Raw genomic sequence first — 22,854 nt, 5'->3', positions numbered from 1 at the left:
CGGACATGCGACGGACAGACCCCGGGGAGGGCCACGGCCCGGTCCGCTACGGCCCGCCCCTGCCCGGCGACGGCCTGCCGGTGCTCCCCGAACTCTCCGCCGTGGTCGCCGCCGCGGCGGGCCGTGCCGACGTCCAGCCCGTCGGCGGCGCCCCCGCCCTGCTGGAGGCGGCCTGCGGCTACTGGACCCGCCGCGGACTGCCCTGCGTCCCCGACCAGATCGCCGCCGGCCCCGGCGCCCCCGCCCTGCTCCTCGCCCTGACCGCCGCGCTCGCCGGCGACGGCGCCGACGTCCTCGTGCCCCGCCCCTGCGCCGCCTGGTGGGCGCCCTACGCCCGCCTGCTCGGCCGGCCCGCCTACCACGTGCCGACCCCCGCCGAGAGCGGCGGCGTCCCCGACCCGTACGCGCTGCTGGAGACCGTCCGCCGGGTCCGCGCCGAGGGCGGCGATCCACGGCTGCTGGTGCTGTCCGTCGCCGACGACCCCACCGCCACCGTCACCGCGCCCGAACTGCTGCACGAGACCGTCGAGGCCGCCACCGCGGAGGGACTGCACCTGGTCAGCGACGAGACCTGGCGCGACACCCTGCACGCCCCGCACGAGACCGTCCTGCTCAGTCCCGCCGAGATGTGGCCCGGCCAGGTCACCGTGGTCACCGACCTGGCCGGCGCCCTGCTGCCCCCCGGCTGGCCCGCCGCCGTCGCCCGCTTCCCGGCCACCGACGGCGGACGGCATCTCCACGCGCGCGTGCTCGACATCCTCACCGCCCTCGGCGCCCGGATCGCCACCCCGGTCGCCGCAGCCGCCGGCTACGCCCTCGACGAACCCGCACCCGTCGTCGAACGCCGCGAGGCCACCGTACGGCTGCACGCGCGCGTGGCCGCCGCCGCGCACGCCGCGGTGCTCGCCGCGGGCGCGCTCGCCCGCCCGCCGCAGGCGGGCCGGCATCTGTACGCCGACCTCGGGCCGCTGCGCGAACCGCTCGCCGCCCAAGGAGTCGGCGACGCACAGGAACTGGAGGACCTCCTCACCGCCCGGCTCGGCATGCCCGCGCCCGGCGGCCACCGCTTCGGCGACGACCTCGGGGCGCTGCGCGTACGGCTCGCCACCGGACCCCTGCTGGGCGGCACGGACGAGGAACGCACGGAATGCCTCACGTCACCCGAACCGTTGGAACTGCCGCACGTGCAGCGCGCGTTGATCTCCTTGAGGTCGGCCCTGGACGATCTCCGCGACGACGCTCAGCGATGGGAGCCTCCTCGATGACGCAGCAGACGCATGAGCCCGGTCCGGTCCCGACGACCACGGCAGCCGGCCAACCCGGCAGGCCGGCCCCCCTCGCGCCCCCTTTCCCGCCGCTGGCCGAGCCCCGCCCGCTCGGCGAACACCGGGTGTGGCCCCGCACCTTCCACGACCGGCTCACCGCGCCCCTGCCCGGCCTCAAGGCCCTCGCCCGGTTCGCCCGCGAAGGCGCCGTACGTCCCCGCCCCGAAGCTCTCGCCGACGTCGCCCGCGTGCCGTACGCGCCGGCCCCGCTGCCCCGCGTCGGCACCCGCACGCTCGCCGTCACCTGGGCGGGGCACGCCAGCTGGATCGTCCGGATCGGCGGGCTCACCGTTCTCACCGACCCGGTCTGGTCGCGCCGCATCCTCGGCACCCCGGCCCGGATCACGCCCGTGGGCGTGCCCTGGGAGGCGCTGCCCCGCGTCGACGCCGTCGTCATCAGCCACAACCACTACGACCACCTGGACGCCCCCACCCTGCACCGGCTCCCGCGCGACACCCCCGTGTTCGTGCCCGCGGGCCTCGGCCGCTGGTTCCGGCGGCGCCGGTTCACCGTCGTCACCGAGCTGGACTGGTGGGAGGGGGCGGAACTGGGCGGCTGTCGCTTCGACTTCGTGCCCGCCCACCACTGGTCCAAGCGCACCCTCACCGACACCTGCCACAGCCTGTGGGGCGGCTGGGTCCTCACCGCGCCCGACGGACAGCGCCTCTACTTCGCCGGTGACACCGGCTACGGTCACTGGTTCTCCCGCATCGGCCGCCGCTACCCCGGCATCGACCTCGCCCTGATGCCCATCGGCGCCTACGACCCCCGCTGGTGGCTCAGCGACGTCCACTGCGACCCGGAGGAAGCGGTGCGGGCCACCCTCGACCTGGGCGCTCGCCGCATGGCCCCCATGCACTGGGGCACGTTCATCCTTTCGGCGGAGCCGGTCCTCGAACCGCTCGGACGGGTGCGGGCGGCCTGGGAGAAGGCGGGCTCGAAGCGCGAGGACCTGTGGGATCTGCCGGTGGGCGGGTCAAGAGTCCTGGACTGAGACGCTCCCCGGTCCCGGACTTGACGCGTCCTCACCCGGCGGCCCGGACCCGCCTCCACACTCCGGGCGCCACGCTGACGACCACGGTCAGCGCGATCGCCACCACGACTCCCTCCCACGGCTCCCGGAACAGCGAACCCCCCAGGATGCCGATCACCTGATAAGTGGCGGCCCAGGCAAGGCACGCGGGCAGGTTCCCCCGCGCGAACCTGCGCAGCGGCCACTCCGCCAGCAGACAGGCCAGCATCACCGGTATGCGCCCGGCCGGCACCAGCCGCGAGAGCACCAGCACCGCGACGCCGTGCTCGGCGAGCTTCCCCCGCGCCTGCGTCAGCCGTTCCTCCGGCGCCCGCGCCCGGATCGCCTCCAGCCACCGGGACCCGTTCTTCGACCGCAGGCCGCGCCGGCCCAGCCAGTACAAGGCGATGTCCCCGCAGAACGCCGCCGAGGACGCCGTCGCGAACACGAACGCCAAGGACAGCGGCGCCGTGCGATGGAACGCCACCACCGCCGCCGTACTCACCAGCGCACCCGTCGGCACCACCGGGACCAGCGCCCCGATCAGCACCAGCAGGAACAACGACGGGTATCCGGCCGCCTGCTGCGCGGACCCGGTCGTCACGGTTCTCGCCGCGTCGGCGAGCCACGTCACCGTACGACCTCCAGCCGCACGCTCTCGCCGTGCCCCAGCTTGTGCACCGTCACCCGCGGCGCGGCCACCGCGGCCAGCCGCACGAACTCGTCGCCCGGCGCATGGAACTCGTGCGGGCGCACCGCGTCCATCCCGATCGGCCAGTACGTGCCGTAGTGCACCGGGACCGCGGCCCGCGGCGCCAGCCGGGCCAGCGCCCGCGCCGCCCGCCCCGCGTCCAGATGCCCCTCCCCGAGGTACGGCCCCCAGCCGCCCACCGGCAGCAGCGCCACGTCCACCGGCCCGACCTGCTCGGCCATCGCGTCGAACAGCCCGGTGTCTCCGGCGAAGTAGGTGCGCGCCTCGCCCTCCACCACGTACCCCAGCGCGGGCGAGCGCTGCGGGCCGACCGGCAGCCGCCGGCCGTCGTGCAGCGCCGGCACCACCCGGATCCGCACTTCCCCGATCCGCACCTCGTCCCCGGGTGCCACCTCCGTGACACGCAGCCGCCGCAACCGGCGCAGTCCGGGCACCGCCCGTCGTGCGCCCCGGGGCACGAGCAGGCGCGTGCCCGGGGCGAGGCAGGCCAGCGACGGCAGATGCAGGTGGTCGGCGTGCAGATGGGAGACGAGCGCCACGTCCGCGTACCGGGCCTCGGCGGGCGGCACCGCGCCCCGGCGGCGGCGCAGATGCGCCAGCCGGCGGGCGAACAGGGGATCGGTGAGCACCCGGACGTTCGCATCCTCCACCGTGCAGGTTGCGTGACCCCACCAGGTGATCTCCACCGGCACCTTCTTCGCCTCCTTCACGCGACTCCCCGAAGCCTACGGGCAGGAGTAGGGTCGGCGGCGAAACCCGGAGGTGAGGGGGACGCCATGGGACAGGTGCGGGGTGCCTCCGGCGCGCTCATGCAGGTGCGGGTCACCGCCATCGCCAGCCTTACACCCCTGGAGGAGCTGGAGGCCGACCCCTTCCTGGTGGACTCGCGCAGCCAGCACGCCATGTGCGCTCACTGGGCCGCCGAGCGCGGGTACGTCGTCGCCCGGGAACTTCTCGTCGGCGGACTGCGTTTCGACCATGGCGCGCTCTGGGACGGGGTGCGGCCCGGGGTGGACGTGTTCGTCGCGCCCAGCCTGCGGGTGCTGCGCCGGGCCCTGTCGTCGGTGGAGGAGTTCACCGCCGAATGCGCGCGCCGGGGCGTACGGGTGGAGACGGTGGGGCGGGCCGAGCCGTCGTACGACGCGCAGATGAAAGCACGGGTGCACCGGCGGCTGTCGATGCCGACGGCCGGCTACGACGGACGGTGACCCGGCCTGCTCCCGACGGCCCGCCCCGTCGGCCGCGCCCCGTGTGACAAGGTGGACCGGGGTTCGATCGGCCCCGGGAAGCGGAAAGGGGCCCTCCCGGCCCGCAGCGCGGGGGAGGGCCGGGACGTGAGGTGTACGGGGCGTGCGAGGCGTGCGGTGGCGGCGGATCGCCAGTCAGATCGGGCGGAGCGTCGCCGTGTGGGCGGTCTCCACGGTCACCATGCTGGCCCTGGCCGCGCTCCTGCCCGACTTCCAGCTCCAGTCCGCCGACGGTGACAGCGCCACCCGGATCGCCGTCGCCGCCGCCTGCGGGGCCGGTGCGTTCGGCATCCTCTCGGCCGTGGTCTGGCCGCTCCTGGTGCGGCTGCTGCTGCTCGTCCCCGCCCTCGTCCTGGGTCTGCTGGTCTTCTTCCTCAACGGCTCCCTGTTGCTGCTCGCCCTGCGCATCAATCCCTCCGGCCGCGGCGAGGCCGCCCCCGAGACCGCCGTCATCGTGGCCGCCGTGATGTCCGCGGTCGCCTCGGCCACGGGCGCGGCCCTCGCCGTGCGCGACGACGAGGCGTACCGGCGCCGCCTGCACCGCCTCGCCACCCGCAGCCGCCGGGCCCATCCGCCCTGCCCCACCGCCCCGGGACTGGTCTGCGTCCAGCTCGACGGCGTGGGGCACGACGTGCTCACGGACGCGGTCCGCAAGGGCCTGATGCCGACGGTGGCCCGCTGGCTGTCCCCCGCCGACGGCACACCTCCGGCGACCGACGGCACTCCTCCGACGACCGACGGAACCGCTCCGGCGGCCGGTGGCGGACGCCCGACGGCCGACGGCAGACCTCCGGCGGCCGGCCGGGTCCGGCCCGCCGCGCCGAGCCACCGCCTCACCCCCTGGCGCACCGACTGGTCCAGCCAGACCGGCGCCAGTCAGCTCGGCATCCTGCACGGCAGCACCTTCGACGTGCCGGCCTTCCGCTGGTACGAGAAGGACCGGGGGGAGGTGATGGTCTGCAACCGGCCGACGAGCGCCGTCGAACTGCAGCGCCGTGCCGTGCGGCACACCGGCGACGGCGGACTGCTCGCCGTCGACGGCGCCAGCCGCGGCAACCTCTTCAGCGGCGGCGCGGGCGAACAGGCCCTCGTGCTGTCGATCGCGACCCGTCGCCGCGGCCGGGCGAACCGTTCCCGCGCCGGCTACTTCGCCTACTTCTCCGATCCCGCCAACGCCGTCCGCACCGCGCTGTCCTTCGTCGCCGAGGTGGCCCGTGAGACAGGCGAGTCCACCCGGGCCCGCCTGCGGGGGCAGCGCCCGCGTGTCGGCCGGGGCGGCCTCTACCCCTTCGTCCGGGCCTTCGCCACCGTCGTCGAACGGGACGTCGTGGTCGCGGCGGTCATGGGCGACATGCTCGCCGGCCGCACCGCCGTCTACGCCGACCTCGTCGCCTACGACGAGGTCGCCCACCACTCCGGCCCGCGCAGCCGCGACGCCGAGAAGGTCCTGCGGCGCCTCGACCGCTCCCTCGCCCTCCTCGAACGCGTCGCCGAACACGCCCCGCGCCCCTATCGGATCGTCGTCCTCTCCGACCACGGCCAGAGCCCCGGCGAAACGTTCCGCGCCCGCTACGGCCTCACCCTCGGCGACCTGGTCCGGGCCGGCTGCGGACTGCACGTGCCCCGCCGCGCCGAACGCACCCGCAGCGGCGCCGAGGCTCGCGCCGCCGTCCGCGCCGCCCTGCGCCGGCCCGTGGAGGAGAACGCCGCGCACGGGACCGCTTCCCGAGGCCCGGAGCCGATCGTGCTGGCATCCGGCAACCTGGGCCTGGTCTCCTTCCCGGACGTGCCGCACCGCATGACCAAGGAGGAGATAGACGCCCGTCACCCGGCCTTGCTGAGCACCCTCGCCAACCACCCCGGCGTCGGCTTCCTCCTGGTGCGCAGCGAGGAGCACGACGGTGTGGTGCTGGGGGCGTACGGCGCCGAGATACCACTGGCCGCGCTCGACGACGAGCCCGGCCCACTGGCCTGCTTCGGACCCGGCGCCGCCGACGCCGTCCGCCGCACCCACACCTTCCCGCACACCGCGGACATCATGGTGAACTCCGCCCACGACCCCGCCGACGGCGAGGTCCTCGCCTTCGAGGAACAGATCGGCTCCCACGGCGGACTCGGCGGCGCCCAGTCCCACCCCTTCCTGCTCTCCCCGCACGACCTCTCCGCTCCGGCCGCGGCCGGGGAGTCCCTGAACGGCGCCGAACACATCCACCGAGTCCTGCGCCGCTGGCTGGGCGAACTGAACGGCCCCCAGGTACCGCTCACCACGGACACGGACACCGGCGCGGACACGGACACCGGCGCGGACGCGGACGCGGACACGGAGGAGGAGCGGGCCGCCTGAAATTCGGCTGCGCCCGGACCCTTCCCGTGCTCACACTGTTCGCGTCGTACACGTCTCGAACACCCCGAGGAATCCCCGCGTTGCAGGCTGCCGTCACCGTCACCCCCGCCCGTGTTCCCGAGCTTCTTCTCGGTCTCGCCACCGTCCGGCCGGTCTTTCTCTGGGGCGCGCCCGGTATCGGGAAGTCCTCCCTGGTGCGGGAGTTCGCCGAATCGCTGGGGCTGGAGTGCGTGAGCCTGCTCGGTACCCAGCTCGCGCCCGAGGACCTCATCGGAGTGCCGCAGATCCGCGACGGGCGGTCGGTGTTCTGCCCGCCGGAGACGATCGCGCGCGACGAGCCGTACTGCCTGTTCCTCGACGAGCTGAACGCGGCCACCCCGGACGTGCAGAAGGCGTTCTACTCCTTGATCCTGGACCGTCGTATCGGCTCCTACGAGCTGCCGCAGGGGTCGATCGTGATCGGCGCGGGGAACCGTGCCACCGACAACGCCCTCGCCCGGCCGCTCGCCTCCGCCCTGGTGAACCGGCTCGCCCATGTCCACCTGGAGGTGTCCGCCACGGACTGGCTGGCCTGGGCCGCGGACAACGGCATCCACCCGTGGATCGTGGACCACCTCACCGACCGGCCGGACCACCTGTGGTCCAAGCCCCCCAAGACCGAGGAGCCGTTCTCCACGCCCCGCTCCTGGCACATGCTCTCCGACGCCCTGCACTCCTTCGGGCCGGGCCTGGACGAACCCACCCTGACCGTCCTCGCGCACGGCACGCTCACCCCCGCGCACGCCACCGCCTTCTGCGGATACGTCAAGGTCGTCCGCAGCCGGTTCGGGATCGAGGCGATCCTCAAGGGCGACGCGCGCTGGCCCCACCGCCTCCAGGACCGCGACCTGCTGTACTACCTCGCCGAGTCCTTCCGCGGCCGGCTGGTGAAGGAACTGCCCGTCAGCAAGGAGCACATGTCGGCGAACGGCCGGCAGATCGCCTACCGCGCCAAGGCGCTGCTGGTGCAGCTCGCCGAGATCTCCGTCGAGGTGGCCCAGACCGTCATCGCCTCCGACGCCGACGGCAACCCGCTCCTGCCGTCGTGGTTCCTCGTCGAGGCGGCCCGCGACATGCCCCGCCTGGTGGAGGCGCGGCGGTGAGCGGCACCCGGCCGAAGAAGAAGCGGGACCTCGCCGGGGAGGCGTTCGCCGAGGGGATGCGGCTGCTGCGCGCCAACCCCGCGCTCGCCGCCGTCGACTTCGACACCTGCCGCAGCGAGAACTGCGCCCTCGCCCCGCGCGACGGCCTGTGCGTCGTCGACTCCGACGCCACCGTGCACGTCCACCCCGACCGGCTCGCCGAGCCCGGCGCCTGGGCGTGGGCCCTCGCGCACGCCGCCCTGCACGTCGGCTTCGGACACGTCCCGGCCGCCAAGGGCCCGCGCGCGCAGCCCGACCGGTACGACCTGGCCGCCCGCTGCGTCGTCGTCAACCGCTTCCTGCTCGGCTTCCCCGTGGGCACCGCCCCCGAGGAACTGCCCGCGAGCTACCCCGACGGGGACGAGGAGCGGCTCGCCGCCCGCTGGCGGACCCACGGCCTGCCGCCCGCCTACGAGCACTGCGGCACCGCGGGCGCGGAACCCGACCAGACGCTCGTCGAGTGGCTGCCCTGGCGGGGCCCGATCCCGGACCGCCAGCTGGCCTTCGCCACCGCCCTGACCCGCACCGTGTCCGCCGCCATGGACATGGCCGCCGGACGCCGGGACTCCCTGGACGGCGAGCAGCCGGCAGCGCGCCCCTGGGAGCGGGCCCTCGGCTGGTTCGTCTCCTCCTACCCGCTGCTCGGCGGCATCGCGGCCGGCATCACCCTGGTCGCCGACGCCGAACTCGCCCGCGCGCACGGCATCCAGATCGCCGCCGTGAACCCCGGGGCCGGCGAGATCTACGTCAACCCGTTGCGCCGTTTCGAGGACGAGGAGTGGCGGTTCGTCCTCGCCCACGAGATGCTGCACGCCGCCCTGCGCCACGGCGACCGCTGCGGCACCCGCGACCCCTACCTGTTCAACGTCGCCTGCGACTACGTCGTCAACGGCTGGCTGGTGGAGATGCGGGTCGGCGCCATGCCCGAGGGGCTGCTGCACGACCCGCGGCTGGCCGGCCTGTCCGCCGAGGAGGTCTACGACCGCATCGCCGGCGACCTGCGCCGGTCGCGCCGCCTCGCGACCCTGCGCGGCAAGGGCACCGGTGACGTCCTCGGCGGCCCGCTGCGGCCGGCCGGCGACTACGTCGACCTGGACGAGTTCTACCGCCGCGGCCTCAGCCGCGGCCTGGACCTGCACCAGACCCAGGAACGCGGCTTCCTGCCCGGCGGCCTGGTCGAGGAGATCCGCGCCCTCAGCCACCCTCCGCTGCCCTGGGACGCGCGACTGGCCCGCTGGTTCGACGAGTTCGTCCCCCGCCCGGAGCCCGTGCGGTCCTACGCCCGGCCCGGCCGCCGCCAGGCGTCCACCCCGGACATCCCGCGCGCGGGCCGGTACTTCCCGCCCGAGGAGGTCGCGCGCTGCACCTTCGGGGTGGTCCTCGACACCTCCGGCTCCATGGGACACCGGCTGCTCGGCAAGGCACTCGGCGCCATCGCCTCCTACGCCGAGGCCCGCGACGTCCCGGCCGCCCGCGTGGTGTTCTGCGACGCGGCCCCGCACGACGCCGGCTATCTGCCGGTCACCGAGATCGCGAGCCGGGTACGGGTGCACGGGCGCGGCGGTACGGTCCTTCAGCCCGGCATCGACCTGCTGCACCGGGCGGAGGACTTCCCGCCCACCGCGCCGGTGCTGGTCATCACCGACGGCTGGTGCGACGTGCTGCGGGTGCGCAGGGAGCACGCCTATCTGATCCCGCAGGGAAGTCAGCTGCCGTTCACGCCGCGTGGGCCGGTCTTCAGAGTGCGATGAGCCCGGATGTGATCGGATAGGAGATCCGGGAACCCCGGAACCGCGACACTCGCGAAAGGAAGCATCGTGGCCACCACGCGCACCGCGCACACCGTCTGGGAAGGCGAACTGCTCAACGGCAGCGGCACCGTCGCCTTCGACTCCTCCGGCATCGGCTCGCAGCCGGTGTCGTGGCCGTCGCGCGCCGAGCAGCCGAACGGCAAGACCAGCCCCGAGGAGCTGATCGCCGCCGCGCACTCCAGCTGCTTCTCCATGGCGCTCTCGCACGGCCTGACCGGCGCCGGCACCCCGCCCACCCGGCTGGAGACCAAGGCCGACGTCACGTTCCAGCCCGGCGAGGGCATCACCGGCATCCACCTCACCGTGCGCGGCGAGGTGCCCGGCCTGGACGCGGAGGGCTTTGCCTCGGCCGCCGAGGACGCCAAGAAGAACTGCCCGGTCAGCCAGGCCCTGACCGGTACGACGATCACCCTGACGGCCGAGCTGGTCTGACGCTCCGGCGTGCCGGTGCCGCGTCCCCTCCAAGGACGCGGCACCCCGTCCCGCCGTACAGCGAGAACAGGTGGTGCGTGTGCGCGTCCACCCCCCCCACCCCCCACCGCGTCCGTCCAGGACTCCGGCCCGAACAGGCCGATCAGGTGCCCGGCCGGTACGAACAGGGCCGTAGGGGAAGAGCGGCGAGGCGATGTTCAGCAGCCGGGACTCGCCCCCCTGCGACGGCACCCCCGGAGGACGACGGTCATGGGCGCCCTCCGGTGTGTGCGGCCGGCAGGGTGGCGCAGACGGCGTCCAGGACGCCCGCGTACGGGGTCCCGTAGTCGGTCAGCCGCACGCGCAGCTGCTCCAGGGCGTCGCGGTACTCGGTCAGCAGGCTGGTGTCGCCGGTCCGGGCGGTGAACTCCAGGACCGCCGGCAGGAAGTCCGGCAGCTCCTCGCCGCTGAACTCCAGTCCGTGTCGGCGGTAGACCTCCGTGAAGCGGACCCGGGTCATCCCGCGCCGCCGGGTGTCGCCGTCGTGCCACCGGCTCAGGTACAGGCTGTGCCGGTTCTCGAAGTCGAAGACCCGCACGTAGTGGGCGGCCAGTTCCCCCGGCGGGGTGACGGCCGCGTGGTCGGTGAACACGCGCAGCTGCGGGGCGGCCTGGCGCAGCAGCGGCAGCCGGGCGATGACATCCTCGTCCGGATAGGTCAGGCAGAGGGCCGCAGCCTGGTAGAGCACCGCGTCCGAGGGCATCGTGCCTCCTTCGCGTCGTCGGACGTCCGCCGTCCGCGCGGCAGACGGAAGTTCTCCACGGACATCAGAGGCTGGTTCCTGCGGCCGGAGCGCTGGCCGCACGGGCCGTCGCCGCCCCTGCCCCGGGCCGCCCGGCGGACCGGGGCCGCGCCGGCGCTGGGCGGTATCCGCGTGTCGGTCACGTGCGCTCCCTCGGTTCACCCCGTACTCAGAACCTAGGGGCGGCCCGGTGAACGCACCCGTCCGCAGACCCGTACGGGTCACCCTGGACCAGCGACAGGACCAGCGACAGGAACAGGGGCGGGAACAGGGGCAGTGACAGGGGCAGAGGGGCGGGATCCGGGGCCCGGGGCCCGGGGCCCGGGTCAGAGGTTCTCGCGGTACTCCCGCAGCAGCCTCAGCGTGCGCTGGGCGGACGCGGCGCGGGCCGTCATGTGGTCCAGCACCTCCAGGTGCGCGGCCACCTCCCGGCGCGAGTCCAGGTAGAGGGCGCCGGTCAGGTACTCGGTGAACACCATGTCCGGCAGTTCCGGCTCGGCGAACCGGAACAGCGTGAACGGCGCGTACGTCCCCGGATGCGGGCCCGCGGCGAACTCGGCGATCTGCAGCGTCACCCGGTCCCGTCCGGCGTACTCCAGCAGCCGGTCCAGCTGGTCCCGCAGCACCTCGGGCCGTATGCTCACCGGGCGCCTGAGCACCGTCTCGTCCATGATCACCCACAGGTGGGGCGGATCCGCCCGCTCCAGCAGCCGTTGCCGCTCCATGCGCAGCGACACATGCCGCTCGACCGTCTCCGGCGAACTCTGCCCGATCGTGCCCGCCTCCATCACGGCCCGCGCGTACGCCTCCGTCTGCAGCAGACCGGGCACGAAGTGCGGCTCGTAGGAGCGGATGATCCGGGCGGCGCCCTCCAGGCTGACGTACAGACTGAACCAGTCCGGGAGCACGTCGTGGAAGCGCTGCCACCAGCCCGGCTGATTCGCCTCCTCGGCCAGCCGGACGAACGCCTCGGCCTCCTCCTCGGCCACCCCGTAGGTGGTCAGCAGCACCTGCACGTAGGGGATCTTCAGCGCGACCTCGGCCATCTCCATCCGCCGTACGGTCGCCGACGCCACCCTGAGCACCCGGGCGGCCTCGTCCCGGCTCAGGCCCGCCGCCTCCCGCAGCTCCTGCAACCGTTTGCCGAGCACCACCTGGCCCACGGTGGGCGCAGCCCGCCGCTCACTCACGCCACGCCCTCCCCTACGCGCCGATCCGCGGGGAGCAGTCTGTCATGTGTCGCCGTCTCGCACACGTGCCCGAGGCAGCGAACCGGTCGGACCGGTTCAGCCGGCCAGGGTGTGCAGGTACTTGGCGGTCGCCGGGTCCGCCGGCAGGAACGTCTCGATGGCCAGCTCCGCGACCGTGACGTCCATCGGCGTGTTGAACGTGGAGATCGAGGACACGAACGACAGCGTCCGGCCGGCCTGCTCGATGATCAGCGGCAGCGCGAAGTACGGCACGGGCTCGGCCGGTTCGGCACCGGGCGGCTCCTCGGGCACCGGGTAGGCCGTCACCTCCTCGTACAGCGCGCGCAGCCGGTCCGAGCGGTGCAGGGCGATCTCCCGCTCCATCTGCGCCAGCAGATGCCCGCGCCACTCCCGCAGATTCCGGATGCGCGGCGCCAGCCCCTCCGGGTGCAGCGTCAGCCGCATCGCGTTCGGCGCCGGGGTCAGCAGCCGCTCCGGCACGCCCTCCAGCAGCATGGCGATGCCCCGGTTCGCCGCGACGACCGTGTACCCGGCGTCGACCACCAGCGCGGGATAGGGCTCATAGCCCCGGATGAGCCGCTCCAGGCCCTCGCGCAGCGCGTCCAGCGCCGGATCGTCCAGGGGCGTCTCCGGAAAGCGGGGGGCGTAACCGGCGGCCAGCAGCAGGGCGTTGCGCTCCCGCACCGGCACGTCGAGCCGCTCGGCGAGCCGCAGCACCATCTCCTCGCTGGGCCGGGACCTGCCGGTCTCGACGAAGCTGATGTGCCGCGCGGAGGAGTCGGCGCGCAGCGCCAGTTCCAGCTGGGAGATCCGGCGCCGCTCCCGCCAGGCGCGCAGCAGCGGGCCGACGCCCTTGCCGGTGGCGGCGGCGGAGACGGCGGGACCGGGCGCGGCAATCGTCATACCGCCGACCCTAGTCGAGCACACGGGGCGGGAACGAGCCCGTGCCCGGTGACGGCCGGGGACGCGTCGGCGCACCGCCCGCACCGCCGACGTGGCAGGCTGAACCCGTACCCGCCTCTCCCCGCACGGGGAGACACACCGCAGCTCTCCCCGCACGGGGGGACGCGCGCCGAAACCTTCCCCGCACGGGGGACACGCACCGAAGGGAGCCCCGGCCATGGCCGTCGAACCGCTGTCGCAGAAGGAGATCGAGGACCGACTGGCCGAACTGCCCGGCTGGGCGGTCGACGACGACCGCCTCACCCGCTCCTACCGGCTCGGCTCGCACTTCGCGGCGGCGGCGCTCGTCGTGCACATCGCCGGCATCCAGGACGAGCTGGACCACCACTCCGACCTCACCCTCGGCTACAACACCGTCTCGCTCAGCGTGAACACCCACAGCGCGGGCGGCGTCGTCACCGAGCAGGACTTCGCCCTCGCCCGCAGGGTGGAGGACGTCGCCCCGGGCCACGGGGCACACTGAGCGGTGTGCTGGACTACGACAGGGAAGCCGACGGCTACGACGTCTCGCGCGGCGGCGAGGCCCGCGCCGCCACCGCCGCCCGGGCCGTCCTCGGTCTGATCCCCCGAGGGCCGGGCCGTCTCCTCGACGTCGCCTGCGGCACCGGGCTCGTCACCCGGCGGTTCGCCGCCGAGCGCCCCGGGCTGCGGGTGACCGGCGCCGACCTCGCCCCCGCCATGGTGCACAGGGCGGCGGGCCGGCTGCCCGGGGCGGTCGTACGGGCCGACAGCCGCCGACTGCCCTTCCCCGCCGGCACCTTCGACGCGGTCACCAGTGTCTGGCTGCTGCACCTGCTGGACCCCGCCGACGTACGCGCGGTCGTCGCCGAGTGCGCCCGCGTGCTGCGCCCCGGCGGGGTGTACGTCACCACCGTCGACAAGGCCGCCGCGCACGACGTCGGCAGTGACATCGACACCGTCCTCGCCACCCGCCCGCGCCGCCCCCCGGCCGACGCCGCCGACCTCGTCACCGGCCACGCCGTCCGGCACGGCCTCCGGCCCGCCGGCCACGGTGCCTTCCTCGGCACCGGACAGGGCCGCAGCCCCCGTGGCACCATCGCCGACCTGCGCCGCGGCTGGTTCACCCTGCTGCCGCCCGGCGAGCCGCGTACCGAGGAGTTCGCCGCACGACTGGCCGCGCTCCCCGACCAGGACCGCCCACGTGACGATCCGCGCTTCGGGATACGGGCCTTCCGGAAACCGGCGGCCCGCGAAGAACCCGGCAACCCGGCGACGGACAGCGGCGACTGACGGACGACACGTCCGACCTCCCCCGGAGGAACGTCAGATGACGCACCCGCACCCGCACGCCCACCGCTCGGCCGCCCCGGCCGACCGGCCCCCGTACCCCCGTGCGCACCGGCGACGCCGCACCGCCGTCGTCCTGGCCGCCGCGCTCGCGACGGTCACGCCGGGCGCCGCCGGCCTGACCGGCCTGTCGGCGGGCCCCGCCCGGGCGGCCACCGCCCGGCAGGCCGAGAGACTCGACCGCGGCCTGGTCAGCGTCCACACCGACAGCGGCAACCTGGTCAGCTGGCGCTGGCTGGGCACCGACCCCGACAGCGTCGCCTTCAACGTCTACCGTGCCGGTACGAAGGTCAACTCCGCCCCGGTCACGGCCTCCACCACCTACTTCCACACCGGCGCCCCGGCCCAGGCCGACTACACGGTCCGCGCGATCGTGAACGGCGTGGAACAAGCCGACTCCGAGCACGCGATCCAGTTCCGCACCGGCTACAAGGACGTCCCCCTCACCCCGCCCCCCGGCGGCACCACCCCGGACGGGGTGTCGTACACCTACGAGGCGAACGACGCCTCCGTCGGCGACCTGGACGGTGACGGGCAACTGGACTTCGTCCTCAAGTGGCAGCCCACCAACGCCAAGGACAACTCCCAGTCCGGCTACACGGGCGACACGTACCTGGACGGCGTCAAGCTGGACGGCACCCGGCTGTGGCGTGTCGACCTGGGGCGCAACATCCGTTCCGGCGCGCACTACACCCAGTTCCAGGTGTACGACTACGACGGCGACGGCCGGGCCGAGGTCGCCGCGAAGACGGCCGACGGCACGGTGGACGGGACGGGCGCGGTGACCGGCGGCGCGAGCGCCGACCACCGCAACCCCAGCGGCTACGTCCTGTCCGGGCCCGAGTACCTGACCATGTTCGACGGGCGGACGGGCGCGGCGATGCGGACCGTCGACTACGTCCCGGCCCGCGGCACGGTCTCCTCCTGGGGCGACTCCTACGGCAACCGCGTCGACCGCTTCCTCGCCGGCACCGCCTACCTCGACGGCTCCCGCCCCTCCCTGATCGAGGCCCGCGGCTACTACACCCGCACCGTGATCACGGCCTGGGACTGGCGCGGCGGCGCCCTCACCCGCCGCTGGACCTTCGACACCGACTCCTCCACCAACAGCGGCAAGGGGTACGACGGTCAGGGCAACCACCAGCTGTCCGTCGCCGACGTCGACGGGGACGGCAAGGACGAGATCGTGTACGGCTCGATGGCCGTGGACGACGACGGCAGCGCCCTGTGGACGACGAAGAACGGCCACGGCGACGCGATGCACGTGGGTGACCTGGACCCGTCCCGGCCGGGCCTGGAGGAGTTCAAGGTGGACGAGGACTCCTCGAAGCCCTCGTCCTGGCTGGCGGACGCGCGGACCGGCCGGATCATCTGGTCCACCGCGCCCGACGGCGACAACGGCCGGGGCGTCGCCGGGGACATCTGGGCGGGCAGCGCCGGCGCGGAGTCCTGGTCGTCGGCGGAGAGCGGCGTCCGCGGCCCGAAGGGCACGGTCGTCGCCGCGCGCAAACCGGCCGCCACCAACTTCCTCGCCTGGTGGGACGGCGACCCGGTTCGTGAACTCCTCGACGGCACCCACATCGACAAGTACGGCACCACGTCCGACACCCGCCTGCTGACCGGTTCGGGGGTGCACTCCGGCAACGGCACCAAGGCCACCCCGGCGCTGTCCGGCGACCTCCTCGGCGACTGGCGGGAGGAGGTCGTCTGGCCGACGACGGACAACAAGGCCCTGCGGATCTACTCGACCCCCTACGACACCGGCAGCCGCGTCACGACCCTGCTGCACGACACCCAGTACCGCACGGCCCTGGCCTGGCAGAACACGGCCTACAACCAGCCGCCCCACCCGAGCTTCTTCCTGGGCGACGGGATGGCCACGGCGCCCCGGCCGCCGGTGTACACCCCCTGATCGCTAATCGCCGTCCTGCCGGCGGCTGTCCGGCTCGTGGATGTCCTCCGACGACCAGTCCAGGGCGAGCGTGCCGGCCAGCCGTCGCAGCGCCTCCTCCGTACGGCCGTACGCGGCGAACTCGAAGTCCTGGCCGCAGGGGTCGTACTGCACGACGACGTCCGGCCCGCCGAAGTACTCGGCGCGCGAACCGAGTTCCCGCCAGGGCAGCAGACCCAGCGGGCGCAGTGCGGCCCGCAGCCGTGCCACCAGGTCCGGCCCGGCCACGCCCTCGCAGGCGCTGAAGCCGTAGTGGGCGGGCAGCCGGGTGACGGCCAGCTGGAGGAAGTACTCCGAGACGGAGTGGCTCTGCGGCAGCCAGACCTCCTTGCCGTCGTCGTCCGCGGCGGACACCAGCACCGGCGGATCGGCCAGGGCCGCGCGGGCCGCTGCGTAGCCCCACTCGTTGCAGTACTCGTACTCGGCCATGAACACACAGACCCGCAGGTCCTCGTCGGGGCCGACGAAAGGGTTGTCCGCCGGCAGGCCGCCGGAGGTGCCGTAGCCGGAAGGGTCGGGGCGGACCGTGGGCGGCCACTCGGGGTTAGTCCAGTACAACCGGGGCTTGTCGGCGAAGGAGTTGAAGGGCAGTTCCCACCACTCGCGCAGCGCGGCCGGCACCGGCAGCGACGGGTCGACGCTCTCGCTCGCGTCCTCCCCGGGGTCGTCCAGGGTGATGCCCTCGGCCCGGGAGGGCTCGTACCCCCACTCCTCCTGGAACGCGCGCAGCAGCTCCCAGCGGGCGGCGGTGCCCTCCGCGCGCGCGTGTTCCAGCCGTTCACCGAAGCGTCCGTAGTCGATCTCTGTCACGCCGCGATCCTACGAAAGGGGCACGGACCCTGCCGCGGAGCCGTGACAGGGCGGACCGGGCGGAGGCGGCCGGGGGGCGCCCCCGCGCGGCGGGTCAGGCGACCGCGCAGGCCCGGTCGCCCAGCCGGAACGCGGACGGTCTCGTGTTCGTGCCCGACCAGCTCCCGGTGAGGCCGAACGCCACCGACGAGCCCCCCGCCACCGTGCCGTTCCAGGTCAGGTTCCGCGCGGTCACCGCCGGCCCCGACTGGGTGTGGTCGGCGTTCCACAGCTGGGTGACCTGCTGGCCGTCCGGGAAGTTCCAGCGCAGGGTCCAGCCGTCCCAGGGCGCCGAGCCGGTGTTGGTCAGCCGGACGTCCGCCTGGAAGCCGCCCTGCCACTGGTGGGTGATCCGGTACGTCACCGTGCAGGCGCCGGACGGGGCCGGCGCCGGGTCCGTACCGCCGTCCCCGCCCCCGGCGTCGGCGGTGTCGCCGTAGACGACGCCCCGGCCGTTGGTCGCGACGTACACGCGGCCGTACACCCGGGGGTCGCCGGTGATCGCGGCCCCGGTCCAGCCCCACTGGTGGGCGTCGTCGTTGACGCGGGTCCAGCCGGCGCCCTGGTCCGTGGAGCGGAAGATGCCGCGGACGCCGCCGATCTTCGCGCTGACGAAGAGCGTCTGGTACGAGGCGCCCGCCGCGGCCTTGCCGAAGCCGACCGTGTCGGCCTGCTCCACGTTCGCCAGCCTGGTGAAGCTCGCGCCGCCGTCGGTGGAGTGCCACAGGCCGTACGGGCCGTCCGCCGCCCCGCCCGCCAGCCACACGTCGCCCCGGACGCCGGGCAGCGCCTTGAAGCGCACGCTGTCCCCGCTCGGCAGCCCCGCGGCCGGGGAGGCGGTGAAGGTCGCCCCGCCGTCCGTACTGACGTAGAACGTCCCGGACTTGAAGCCGTAGAAGGTCTTCGGGTCGACCCGGTCCGACTCGACGAGCGCCCCGGCCGGGATGCCGCTCGACGCCGACCAGGACGAGCCGAAGCCCGTGGTGTACCGCACGCCCGTGCCCGCCGGGCTCCACACGAACCGGCTGCCGTCCGAGGCCGCGGCCACCGTGCCGCCGCCCGAGACCCCCGGAGGATCCGTGCCCGCGAACCAGTCGGCGCCGTTGTCCGTCGAGAAGGCGATGTGCGGGCCGGAGTCCAGGTCGCCGACGCGGACGACCGTGCCCGGATCGCTCTCGGCGAAGTCCAGACCGGTCGTCGTGGTGAAGGTGGGGGACGTGTACATCATCGACGGCACCTCGGTCAGGTCCGTGTGGCGGAAGCCGCCGATGTCCCCCAGCGCGCTGAACAGCCGGGCACCGCCGGAGGGGGGTGCCGCGAGGTCGTTCACCGCCGTCTCCTCCAGGCCCCGCACCATCGGCTTGACGGTGATCCGGCCGCCGTCGTCCCAGTCGGTGAGGTTCTCGGTGCCGTACAGCGTGGCTCCCGTCCCGTACATCATCCGGGCCGAGTCGAAGGGGTCGATCTCCAGGGCCTCCGTCATCCAGCCCAGTTTCGGGGTCTGTTCGGGCGGGGACGGGTTCGCGCCGAAGGTCAGCCAGGGTGTGGAGGACACGTCGATCGTGTACCGGTTCGAGCGGTTCGGGTACGACGTGTAGTCCCAGGCCCTGGTCCAGGTGGCGCCGCTGTCGGTGGAGCGGAAGAGCTGGGTGTCCGGCCACCAGGAGCTGGACGCCGTCGCCATCACCGTGCCCGGGTGCCGGCGGTCGACGGTCAGTCCGGAGAAGCCGTAGGAGGTGTCGGCCTCCGCGACGGGACTGATGTCCGTCCAGGTGCCGGTCGCCGTGGCGTACCGCCACAGCCGGCCCTTGCCGCCGTCGTACGGGCCGCCCTTGTCGCTGTACGCGAGGTACAGGAAGCCGTTCTCGGCGTCCAGCACCCCCTTGTGCGCGAGGTATCCCGTGGGCTGGCCCGCCAGCCGGGTCCAGGTGACCCCCGCGTCCGTCGAGCGGTAGACCGCGTTGTCCTTGTCGGCGACTCCGACGTAGAGCGTCCTCGTCGCGTTCCCGGACGTGCCCGTCGACTCGTCGAAGGTGACCCAGACGATGCCCTGGTTGTCGCTCGCGTACCCGGTGGCATCGCTCGGATCCTGCTGGTAGTCGCCGGGGTTCGGGAAGCTCGTCACCTGCGACCAGGTCGCCCCGGAGTCCGTCGACCGCCACAGCCCCTTGCCGCTGGGCGCGCCCAGGTACAGCACGCTGTCCTTGTTCGGGTCGACGGCCAGCCGCTCGCCCATGCCCCGGCCGGGCATGTTGCCGCCCAGCTTGAACGGCAGGTCGGTCTTCCGCCAGCTGGTGCCCCGGTCCGCGGAGCGCAGCACGGCGCCGTTCGTCGGGTCCCAGCTGTTGGTGTACGTGCCGACGGCCGCGTACACCTTGTCCGGGTCGACGGAGTCGGAGGCCAGGCTGACGACACCCGTGTGCCCCCAGTCGTTCCAGCCCACCGAGTCCAGCAGCGGGGTCCAGGACTTCGTCGACTCCTGCCAGCGGTAGGCGCCGCCGATGTCGGTGCGGGCGTAGACCAGATTCCTCTCGGAACGGTTGAAGACGATGCCGGGGACGAAGCCGCCGCCGTCGATCCGGGCGTTCTTCCAGGTGTACGTGTCCGCGGCCAGGGGGGTGCGGGGCGCGGACGTGGCGTGTGCGGGCGGGGTGCCGGCGAGCAGTCCGGCGGCCAGGGCCAGCACGGCGGTGAGGATGCGGGTTCTTCGCACGGTGGGGGTCCTTCCTCCAGGGGGACGCGCGACGACGGAGCGGTCCCCGGTGGGTGCGGGGACCGCCCGTCGCGGTACACGGAGCCTCAGCGGGGACTGGTCATTCGAGCAGCTCCGCGTACGAGCCCATGGCCATGGCGATGTCCGCCTGGGCCCAGAAGCGGTGGTAGGTGAAGACGGGCGCGGCGCCGCCCTTGAGGTAGGCCTCGACCTTCGACCAGTTCGGGTCGCTCTTGTAGAAGGACCGGAGCGAGGAGAAGGTGGACGAGGAGTTGATCGCGTCGCCGTTCGGCATGGTGCCGGTCCAGCCGCTCGGGACGTAGACGCCGTCCCCGAACCGGCTGTAGTCGGCACGGGTCTCGGGGACGGCGATGCCGAGGCCGTCCTGGTAGTGGTCCCACATGCCGTCCAGCAGCGCCTTGGCCGTGGACTTGGCGTTGGCGTCACCGGACTTGGCGGCGTAGTACGTCAGGGTCTTGGCGTACGCGGCGGCCACGCCGACGTCGTCGGTGTAGTCGGCGACCGTGACGTGCAGGGCGCTGTTGGAGCCGGGACTCGACGCGTTCCAGGTGTCGGGCCGGCCCGACCACTGGAGGGTGGAGGGGATCCGGTAGGTGCCGTCCGGGTTGACGGTGGTCTTGGACAGCGCCCACTTCACCCACTTGTCGAGGATGGCCTTCGCCGTGGCGTTCCCCGTCTGCTGGTAGTACTCGGCGACCCGCTCCATCGACCAGGCCTGGAACCCGAACCACTGGTTGGAGGGCGGGTCGTGGTAGACGGGCTGCGAGTCGTAGGACATGCCGTAGAAGGTGGAGGTGCCGGCCGGCGGGGTGGCGTACCGGCCCTGCCAGCTGTTGGTCGCGCCGCCCGCGATCGCGCCCTCGGACGACTGGAGCCACTGGTAGAACTCCAGCTGGCGCTTGAGCGACGTGGACCAGTCGGACGCGCCGGTGGCCGACTTGGGCTTCAGGTCGGCGTAGGAGCTGAGCGCGTAGGCGGCGAGAGGGTTCTGATAGCCGCCGTGGACATGGCTGGAGCCGATCCGCCAGGCCCAGCCGGCGCTGGTGTCGGTGGCACCGCCCCAGGCGTAGTACCAGGACAGCAGGTAGTGCGAGGCGTCCTTGCCGGTGCCGGCCGGGCAGGACGGGCTCGTGCAGTTGCCGATCTTCTTGAAGTACTTGTCGTACATCGCGTACCGCAGGTAGTCGCCCATCTTCGCGGCCTTGGCGACCGTGCCGGACACGTCGGCGCCCTTGCCCTGCGCCTTCGCCCAGACATCGGCCCAGTACGCGGCCTGCACCGCGCGCGCGTCCGCGTCCGGGGCGTCCGTGTACTTCCACTGCTTGGCGTAGGAGGAGTCGCCGGTGAACAGGTCCAGGTAGCCGTTCTTGCCGCCGTACTTGAAGGCGTCACAGGTCGGCTGCGGCACCGTCTCCCACACGGACTCCTGCGCGCCGCGCTGGAAGGTGTTGATGTACGACGGTCCGGTGGCCGTCGGGCCGGCCTCGCACTTGCCGGGCTCGTTGCCGTAGCCGTAGACGTTGTCCACGTCCTGGATCCAGTGCATGCCGTAGACGTCGTCCGTGCCGTAGGCCGACTTCAGCTCACCGGCGATCGGGTCCGGGCCCACCGACACCGAGGTGTCCAGCTTCGCCGGGTACTCGTTCGGGGTGTCCAGCTCGGGCGCGTACGTCGCCGGCTTGGAGGCGTTGTAGAAGGAGTTCGTCGGCTGGTCGGCGTGCGTGGGGATCATGTACTTCTCCATGAGGTCCCACGCGCCGTTGAACTTCGACCAGTCGCCGGTGACCTTGCCGTACGTCGCCTGGAGCCAGAGGAGGTAGCTGTACGCCTCGGACGTGGTCTCGTGCCCCTGGTCCGGGGCCTCGACGATCAGCGTCTCCACCGAGTGGTACGGGATGCCCTCGGGGGAGAAGTAGCCGTTCGCCGGGTTGGTGATCTTTCCGTAGAGGTCCAGGAAGCGCGCGTCGTACGCCTTCGCCGCGGGCAGCTCGGTGACCGTGACCGTCGCCTTGGTGTGGCCGGTGGCCGACGCGGTGAAGGTCGCGCTGCCGGTGCCGGCGGAGTCGGCCGTGACGGTCACGGTCTGCGCGGTGTTCCAGTTCGACGGGGTGAAGGTCAGCGAGGAGCCGCCGGTGACCGACAGGCCCGTGTTGCCGGCCGTCCGGGCCACGCTCACCGTGACGTTCGCGCTCGGCTGGGTCGACAGCTTCACCGAGAACGTGCCCGTCCTGCCCTGCTGGACGCCCAGCTGGGCCGGTGAGGCGACCAGGGCGGGACCGGAGGCGACGGTGATGCCGACCGGGGTGGACGCGGCGGACGCGCCCAGGCTGTCGTACGCCTTCGCCACCAGGGAATGACTGCCCACGGTCAAATCAGTGGCGGAGAGCGTGTACGGCGCGCTCGTGTCCGTGCCCAGCAGTGTGGTGTCGTCGTAGAACTCCACCTTGCCGATCGTCGCGTTGTCGGCCGCCGCCGCGGTCGCCGCGAGCGGGACCGCCTCCCCTTGCGTGTAGACCGCGCCCGCGCTCGGGCTGGTCAGCACGGTCACCGGCGGCTGGTGGGCGCCGGCGCAGGTGGTGCCGTTGACGGCGAAGGAGGCGGGGGCGGTGTTGGTGCCGCTGTAGGTGAACTGGGCACCGGTGGAGACGGCGGCGCCGGCGCCGATCGTGCCGTTGTGCGCGGCGTTCTTCACGGTGACCGTCTGGCCGGACTGGGACCAGGTGCCGTTCCAGCCGTTGGTCAGCTTCTGGCTGCCGGTGTAGGCGTACGTCAGCGTCCAGCCGTCGATCGCGTCCGTGCCGCGGTTGGTGATCGTGAGGTCGGCGGTGAAGCCGGAACCCCAGTCGTTGGTCTTGTAGTCGACGCTGCACTGCACGGACGCCGCGTGCGCGGCGGGAGTGCCGGTGGCGAGCAGCGACAGGGGCAGGGCGAACGCGGCGGCCACCGCGGTCCACAACCGCCGCACGGCTCTGCTCTTGCGTCCGGGATCCAT

Annotated in this window: 18 protein-coding genes; 10 read left to right on the top strand and 8 right to left on the bottom strand. The window is 73.4% G+C overall.

Translation table 11 applies throughout. The features are described from left to right. The first annotated feature begins 5 nt into the window (after nt 1–5). Nucleotides 6–1,265 carry an aminotransferase class I/II-fold pyridoxal phosphate-dependent enzyme gene (locus ACZ7KF_RS09155; protein WP_471070592.1) on the top strand — a complete coding sequence of 420 codons (1,260 nt, stop codon included), beginning with the start codon at nt 6–8 and terminating at the stop codon, nt 1,263–1,265. Further along, the gene (locus ACZ7KF_RS09150; protein ID WP_471070590.1) at nt 1,262–2,320 is read left to right on the top strand and encodes an MBL fold metallo-hydrolase; all 1,059 of its coding nucleotides are present in this window, start codon (nt 1,262–1,264) and stop codon (nt 2,318–2,320) included. The genes ACZ7KF_RS09155 and ACZ7KF_RS09150 overlap by 4 nt, the downstream gene beginning before the upstream one ends. Before the next feature lie 31 nt (nt 2,321–2,351). On the opposite strand, the gene ACZ7KF_RS09145 is transcribed toward ACZ7KF_RS09150, so the two are convergent. Beyond that, nucleotides 2,352–2,972, bottom strand: coding sequence for a DedA family protein (locus ACZ7KF_RS09145; RefSeq protein ID WP_471070588.1), 621 nt, complete (start codon nt 2,970–2,972; stop codon nt 2,352–2,354). Next, nucleotides 2,969–3,742 (bottom strand): MBL fold metallo-hydrolase, encoded by a 774-nt coding sequence (locus ACZ7KF_RS09140; protein ID WP_471070965.1) that lies wholly within the window; start codon nt 3,740–3,742, stop codon nt 2,969–2,971. The genes ACZ7KF_RS09145 and ACZ7KF_RS09140 overlap by 4 nt, the downstream gene beginning before the upstream one ends. An 84-nt stretch (nt 3,743–3,826) precedes the next feature. On the opposite strand from ACZ7KF_RS09140, the gene ACZ7KF_RS09135 reads away from it, so the two are divergent. The 5 genes from ACZ7KF_RS09135 (at nt 3,827) to ACZ7KF_RS09115 (ending at nt 10,065) form a co-directional block, all read left to right on the top strand. Beyond that, nucleotides 3,827–4,258, top strand: coding sequence for a hypothetical protein (locus tag ACZ7KF_RS09135; RefSeq protein WP_471070586.1), 432 nt, complete (start codon nt 3,827–3,829; stop codon nt 4,256–4,258). Between the two features lie 142 nt (nt 4,259–4,400). Continuing rightward, complete coding sequence (locus ACZ7KF_RS09130; RefSeq protein WP_471070584.1) at nt 4,401–6,641, top strand: phage holin family protein; 2,241 nt, start codon at nt 4,401–4,403, stop codon at nt 6,639–6,641. 80 nt (nt 6,642–6,721) lie between these two features. After that, entirely contained in the window at nt 6,722–7,783 is a 1,062-nt protein-coding gene (locus ACZ7KF_RS09125) for an ATP-binding protein (protein ID WP_471070582.1), read from the top strand. A gap of 56 nt (nt 7,784–7,839) precedes the next feature. Continuing rightward, entirely contained in the window at nt 7,840–9,573 is a 1,734-nt protein-coding gene (locus tag ACZ7KF_RS09120) for a vWA domain-containing protein (protein WP_471070962.1), read from the top strand. 66 nt (nt 9,574–9,639) lie between these two features. Beyond that, a complete protein-coding gene (locus ACZ7KF_RS09115) occupies nt 9,640–10,065 on the top strand; it encodes an OsmC family protein (RefSeq protein ID WP_471070580.1) in 426 nt (141 codons plus the stop codon). A gap of 247 nt (nt 10,066–10,312) precedes the next feature. Here the strand turns inward: ACZ7KF_RS09115 and narJ are convergent, their stop codons facing one another. The 3 genes from narJ to ACZ7KF_RS09100 form a co-directional block, all read right to left on the bottom strand. Beyond that, a complete protein-coding gene (narJ, locus tag ACZ7KF_RS09110; RefSeq protein WP_471070579.1) occupies nt 10,313–10,807 on the bottom strand; it encodes a nitrate reductase molybdenum cofactor assembly chaperone in 495 nt (164 codons plus the stop codon). Nucleotides 10,808–11,172: 365 nt separating this feature from the next. Then, a complete protein-coding gene (locus ACZ7KF_RS09105; RefSeq protein ID WP_471070577.1) occupies nt 11,173–12,036 on the bottom strand; it encodes a helix-turn-helix domain-containing protein in 864 nt (287 codons plus the stop codon). A 96-nt stretch (nt 12,037–12,132) separates the two neighbouring features. After that, nucleotides 12,133–12,960, bottom strand: a complete 828-nt coding sequence (locus ACZ7KF_RS09100; RefSeq protein WP_471070575.1) for a helix-turn-helix domain-containing protein — start codon at nt 12,958–12,960, stop codon at nt 12,133–12,135. A 217-nt stretch (nt 12,961–13,177) separates the two neighbouring features. On the opposite strand from ACZ7KF_RS09100, the gene ACZ7KF_RS09095 reads away from it, so the two are divergent. The 3 genes from ACZ7KF_RS09095 to ACZ7KF_RS09085 are packed head-to-tail and all read left to right on the top strand — an operon-like array spanning nt 13,178 to nt 16,240. Then, nucleotides 13,178–13,483 carry a 4a-hydroxytetrahydrobiopterin dehydratase gene (locus ACZ7KF_RS09095; RefSeq protein ID WP_471070574.1) on the top strand — a complete coding sequence of 102 codons (306 nt, stop codon included), beginning with the start codon at nt 13,178–13,180 and terminating at the stop codon, nt 13,481–13,483. Between the two features lie 5 nt (nt 13,484–13,488). Continuing rightward, nucleotides 13,489–14,271, top strand: coding sequence for a class I SAM-dependent methyltransferase (locus ACZ7KF_RS09090; protein WP_471070572.1), 783 nt, complete (start codon nt 13,489–13,491; stop codon nt 14,269–14,271). Nucleotides 14,272–14,308: 37 nt separating this feature from the next. After that, nucleotides 14,309–16,240 (top strand): rhamnogalacturonan lyase, encoded by a 1,932-nt coding sequence (locus ACZ7KF_RS09085; RefSeq protein WP_471070570.1) that lies wholly within the window; start codon nt 14,309–14,311, stop codon nt 16,238–16,240. A 3-nt stretch (nt 16,241–16,243) separates the two neighbouring features. Here ACZ7KF_RS09085 and ACZ7KF_RS09080 read toward each other — a convergent pair whose 3' ends face one another. The 3 genes from ACZ7KF_RS09080 to ACZ7KF_RS09070 form a co-directional block, all read right to left on the bottom strand. Beyond that, nucleotides 16,244–17,089: a hypothetical protein gene (locus tag ACZ7KF_RS09080; RefSeq protein WP_471070568.1), complete on the bottom strand. Its 846-nt coding sequence runs from the start codon at nt 17,087–17,089 to the stop codon at nt 16,244–16,246. 94 nt (nt 17,090–17,183) lie between these two features. Continuing rightward, a complete protein-coding gene (locus ACZ7KF_RS09075; RefSeq protein ID WP_471070566.1) occupies nt 17,184–19,841 on the bottom strand; it encodes a cellulose binding domain-containing protein in 2,658 nt (885 codons plus the stop codon). A gap of 100 nt (nt 19,842–19,941) precedes the next feature. After that, nucleotides 19,942–22,854, bottom strand: coding sequence for a glycoside hydrolase family 48 protein (locus ACZ7KF_RS09070; RefSeq protein ID WP_471070565.1), 2,913 nt, complete (start codon nt 22,852–22,854; stop codon nt 19,942–19,944).

Source organism: Streptomyces sp. NPDC038200 (genome assembly GCF_055600785.1).
Note: the sequence above shows the minus strand (reverse complement) of the source record. Positions and strands in the feature narration are given on the sequence as shown.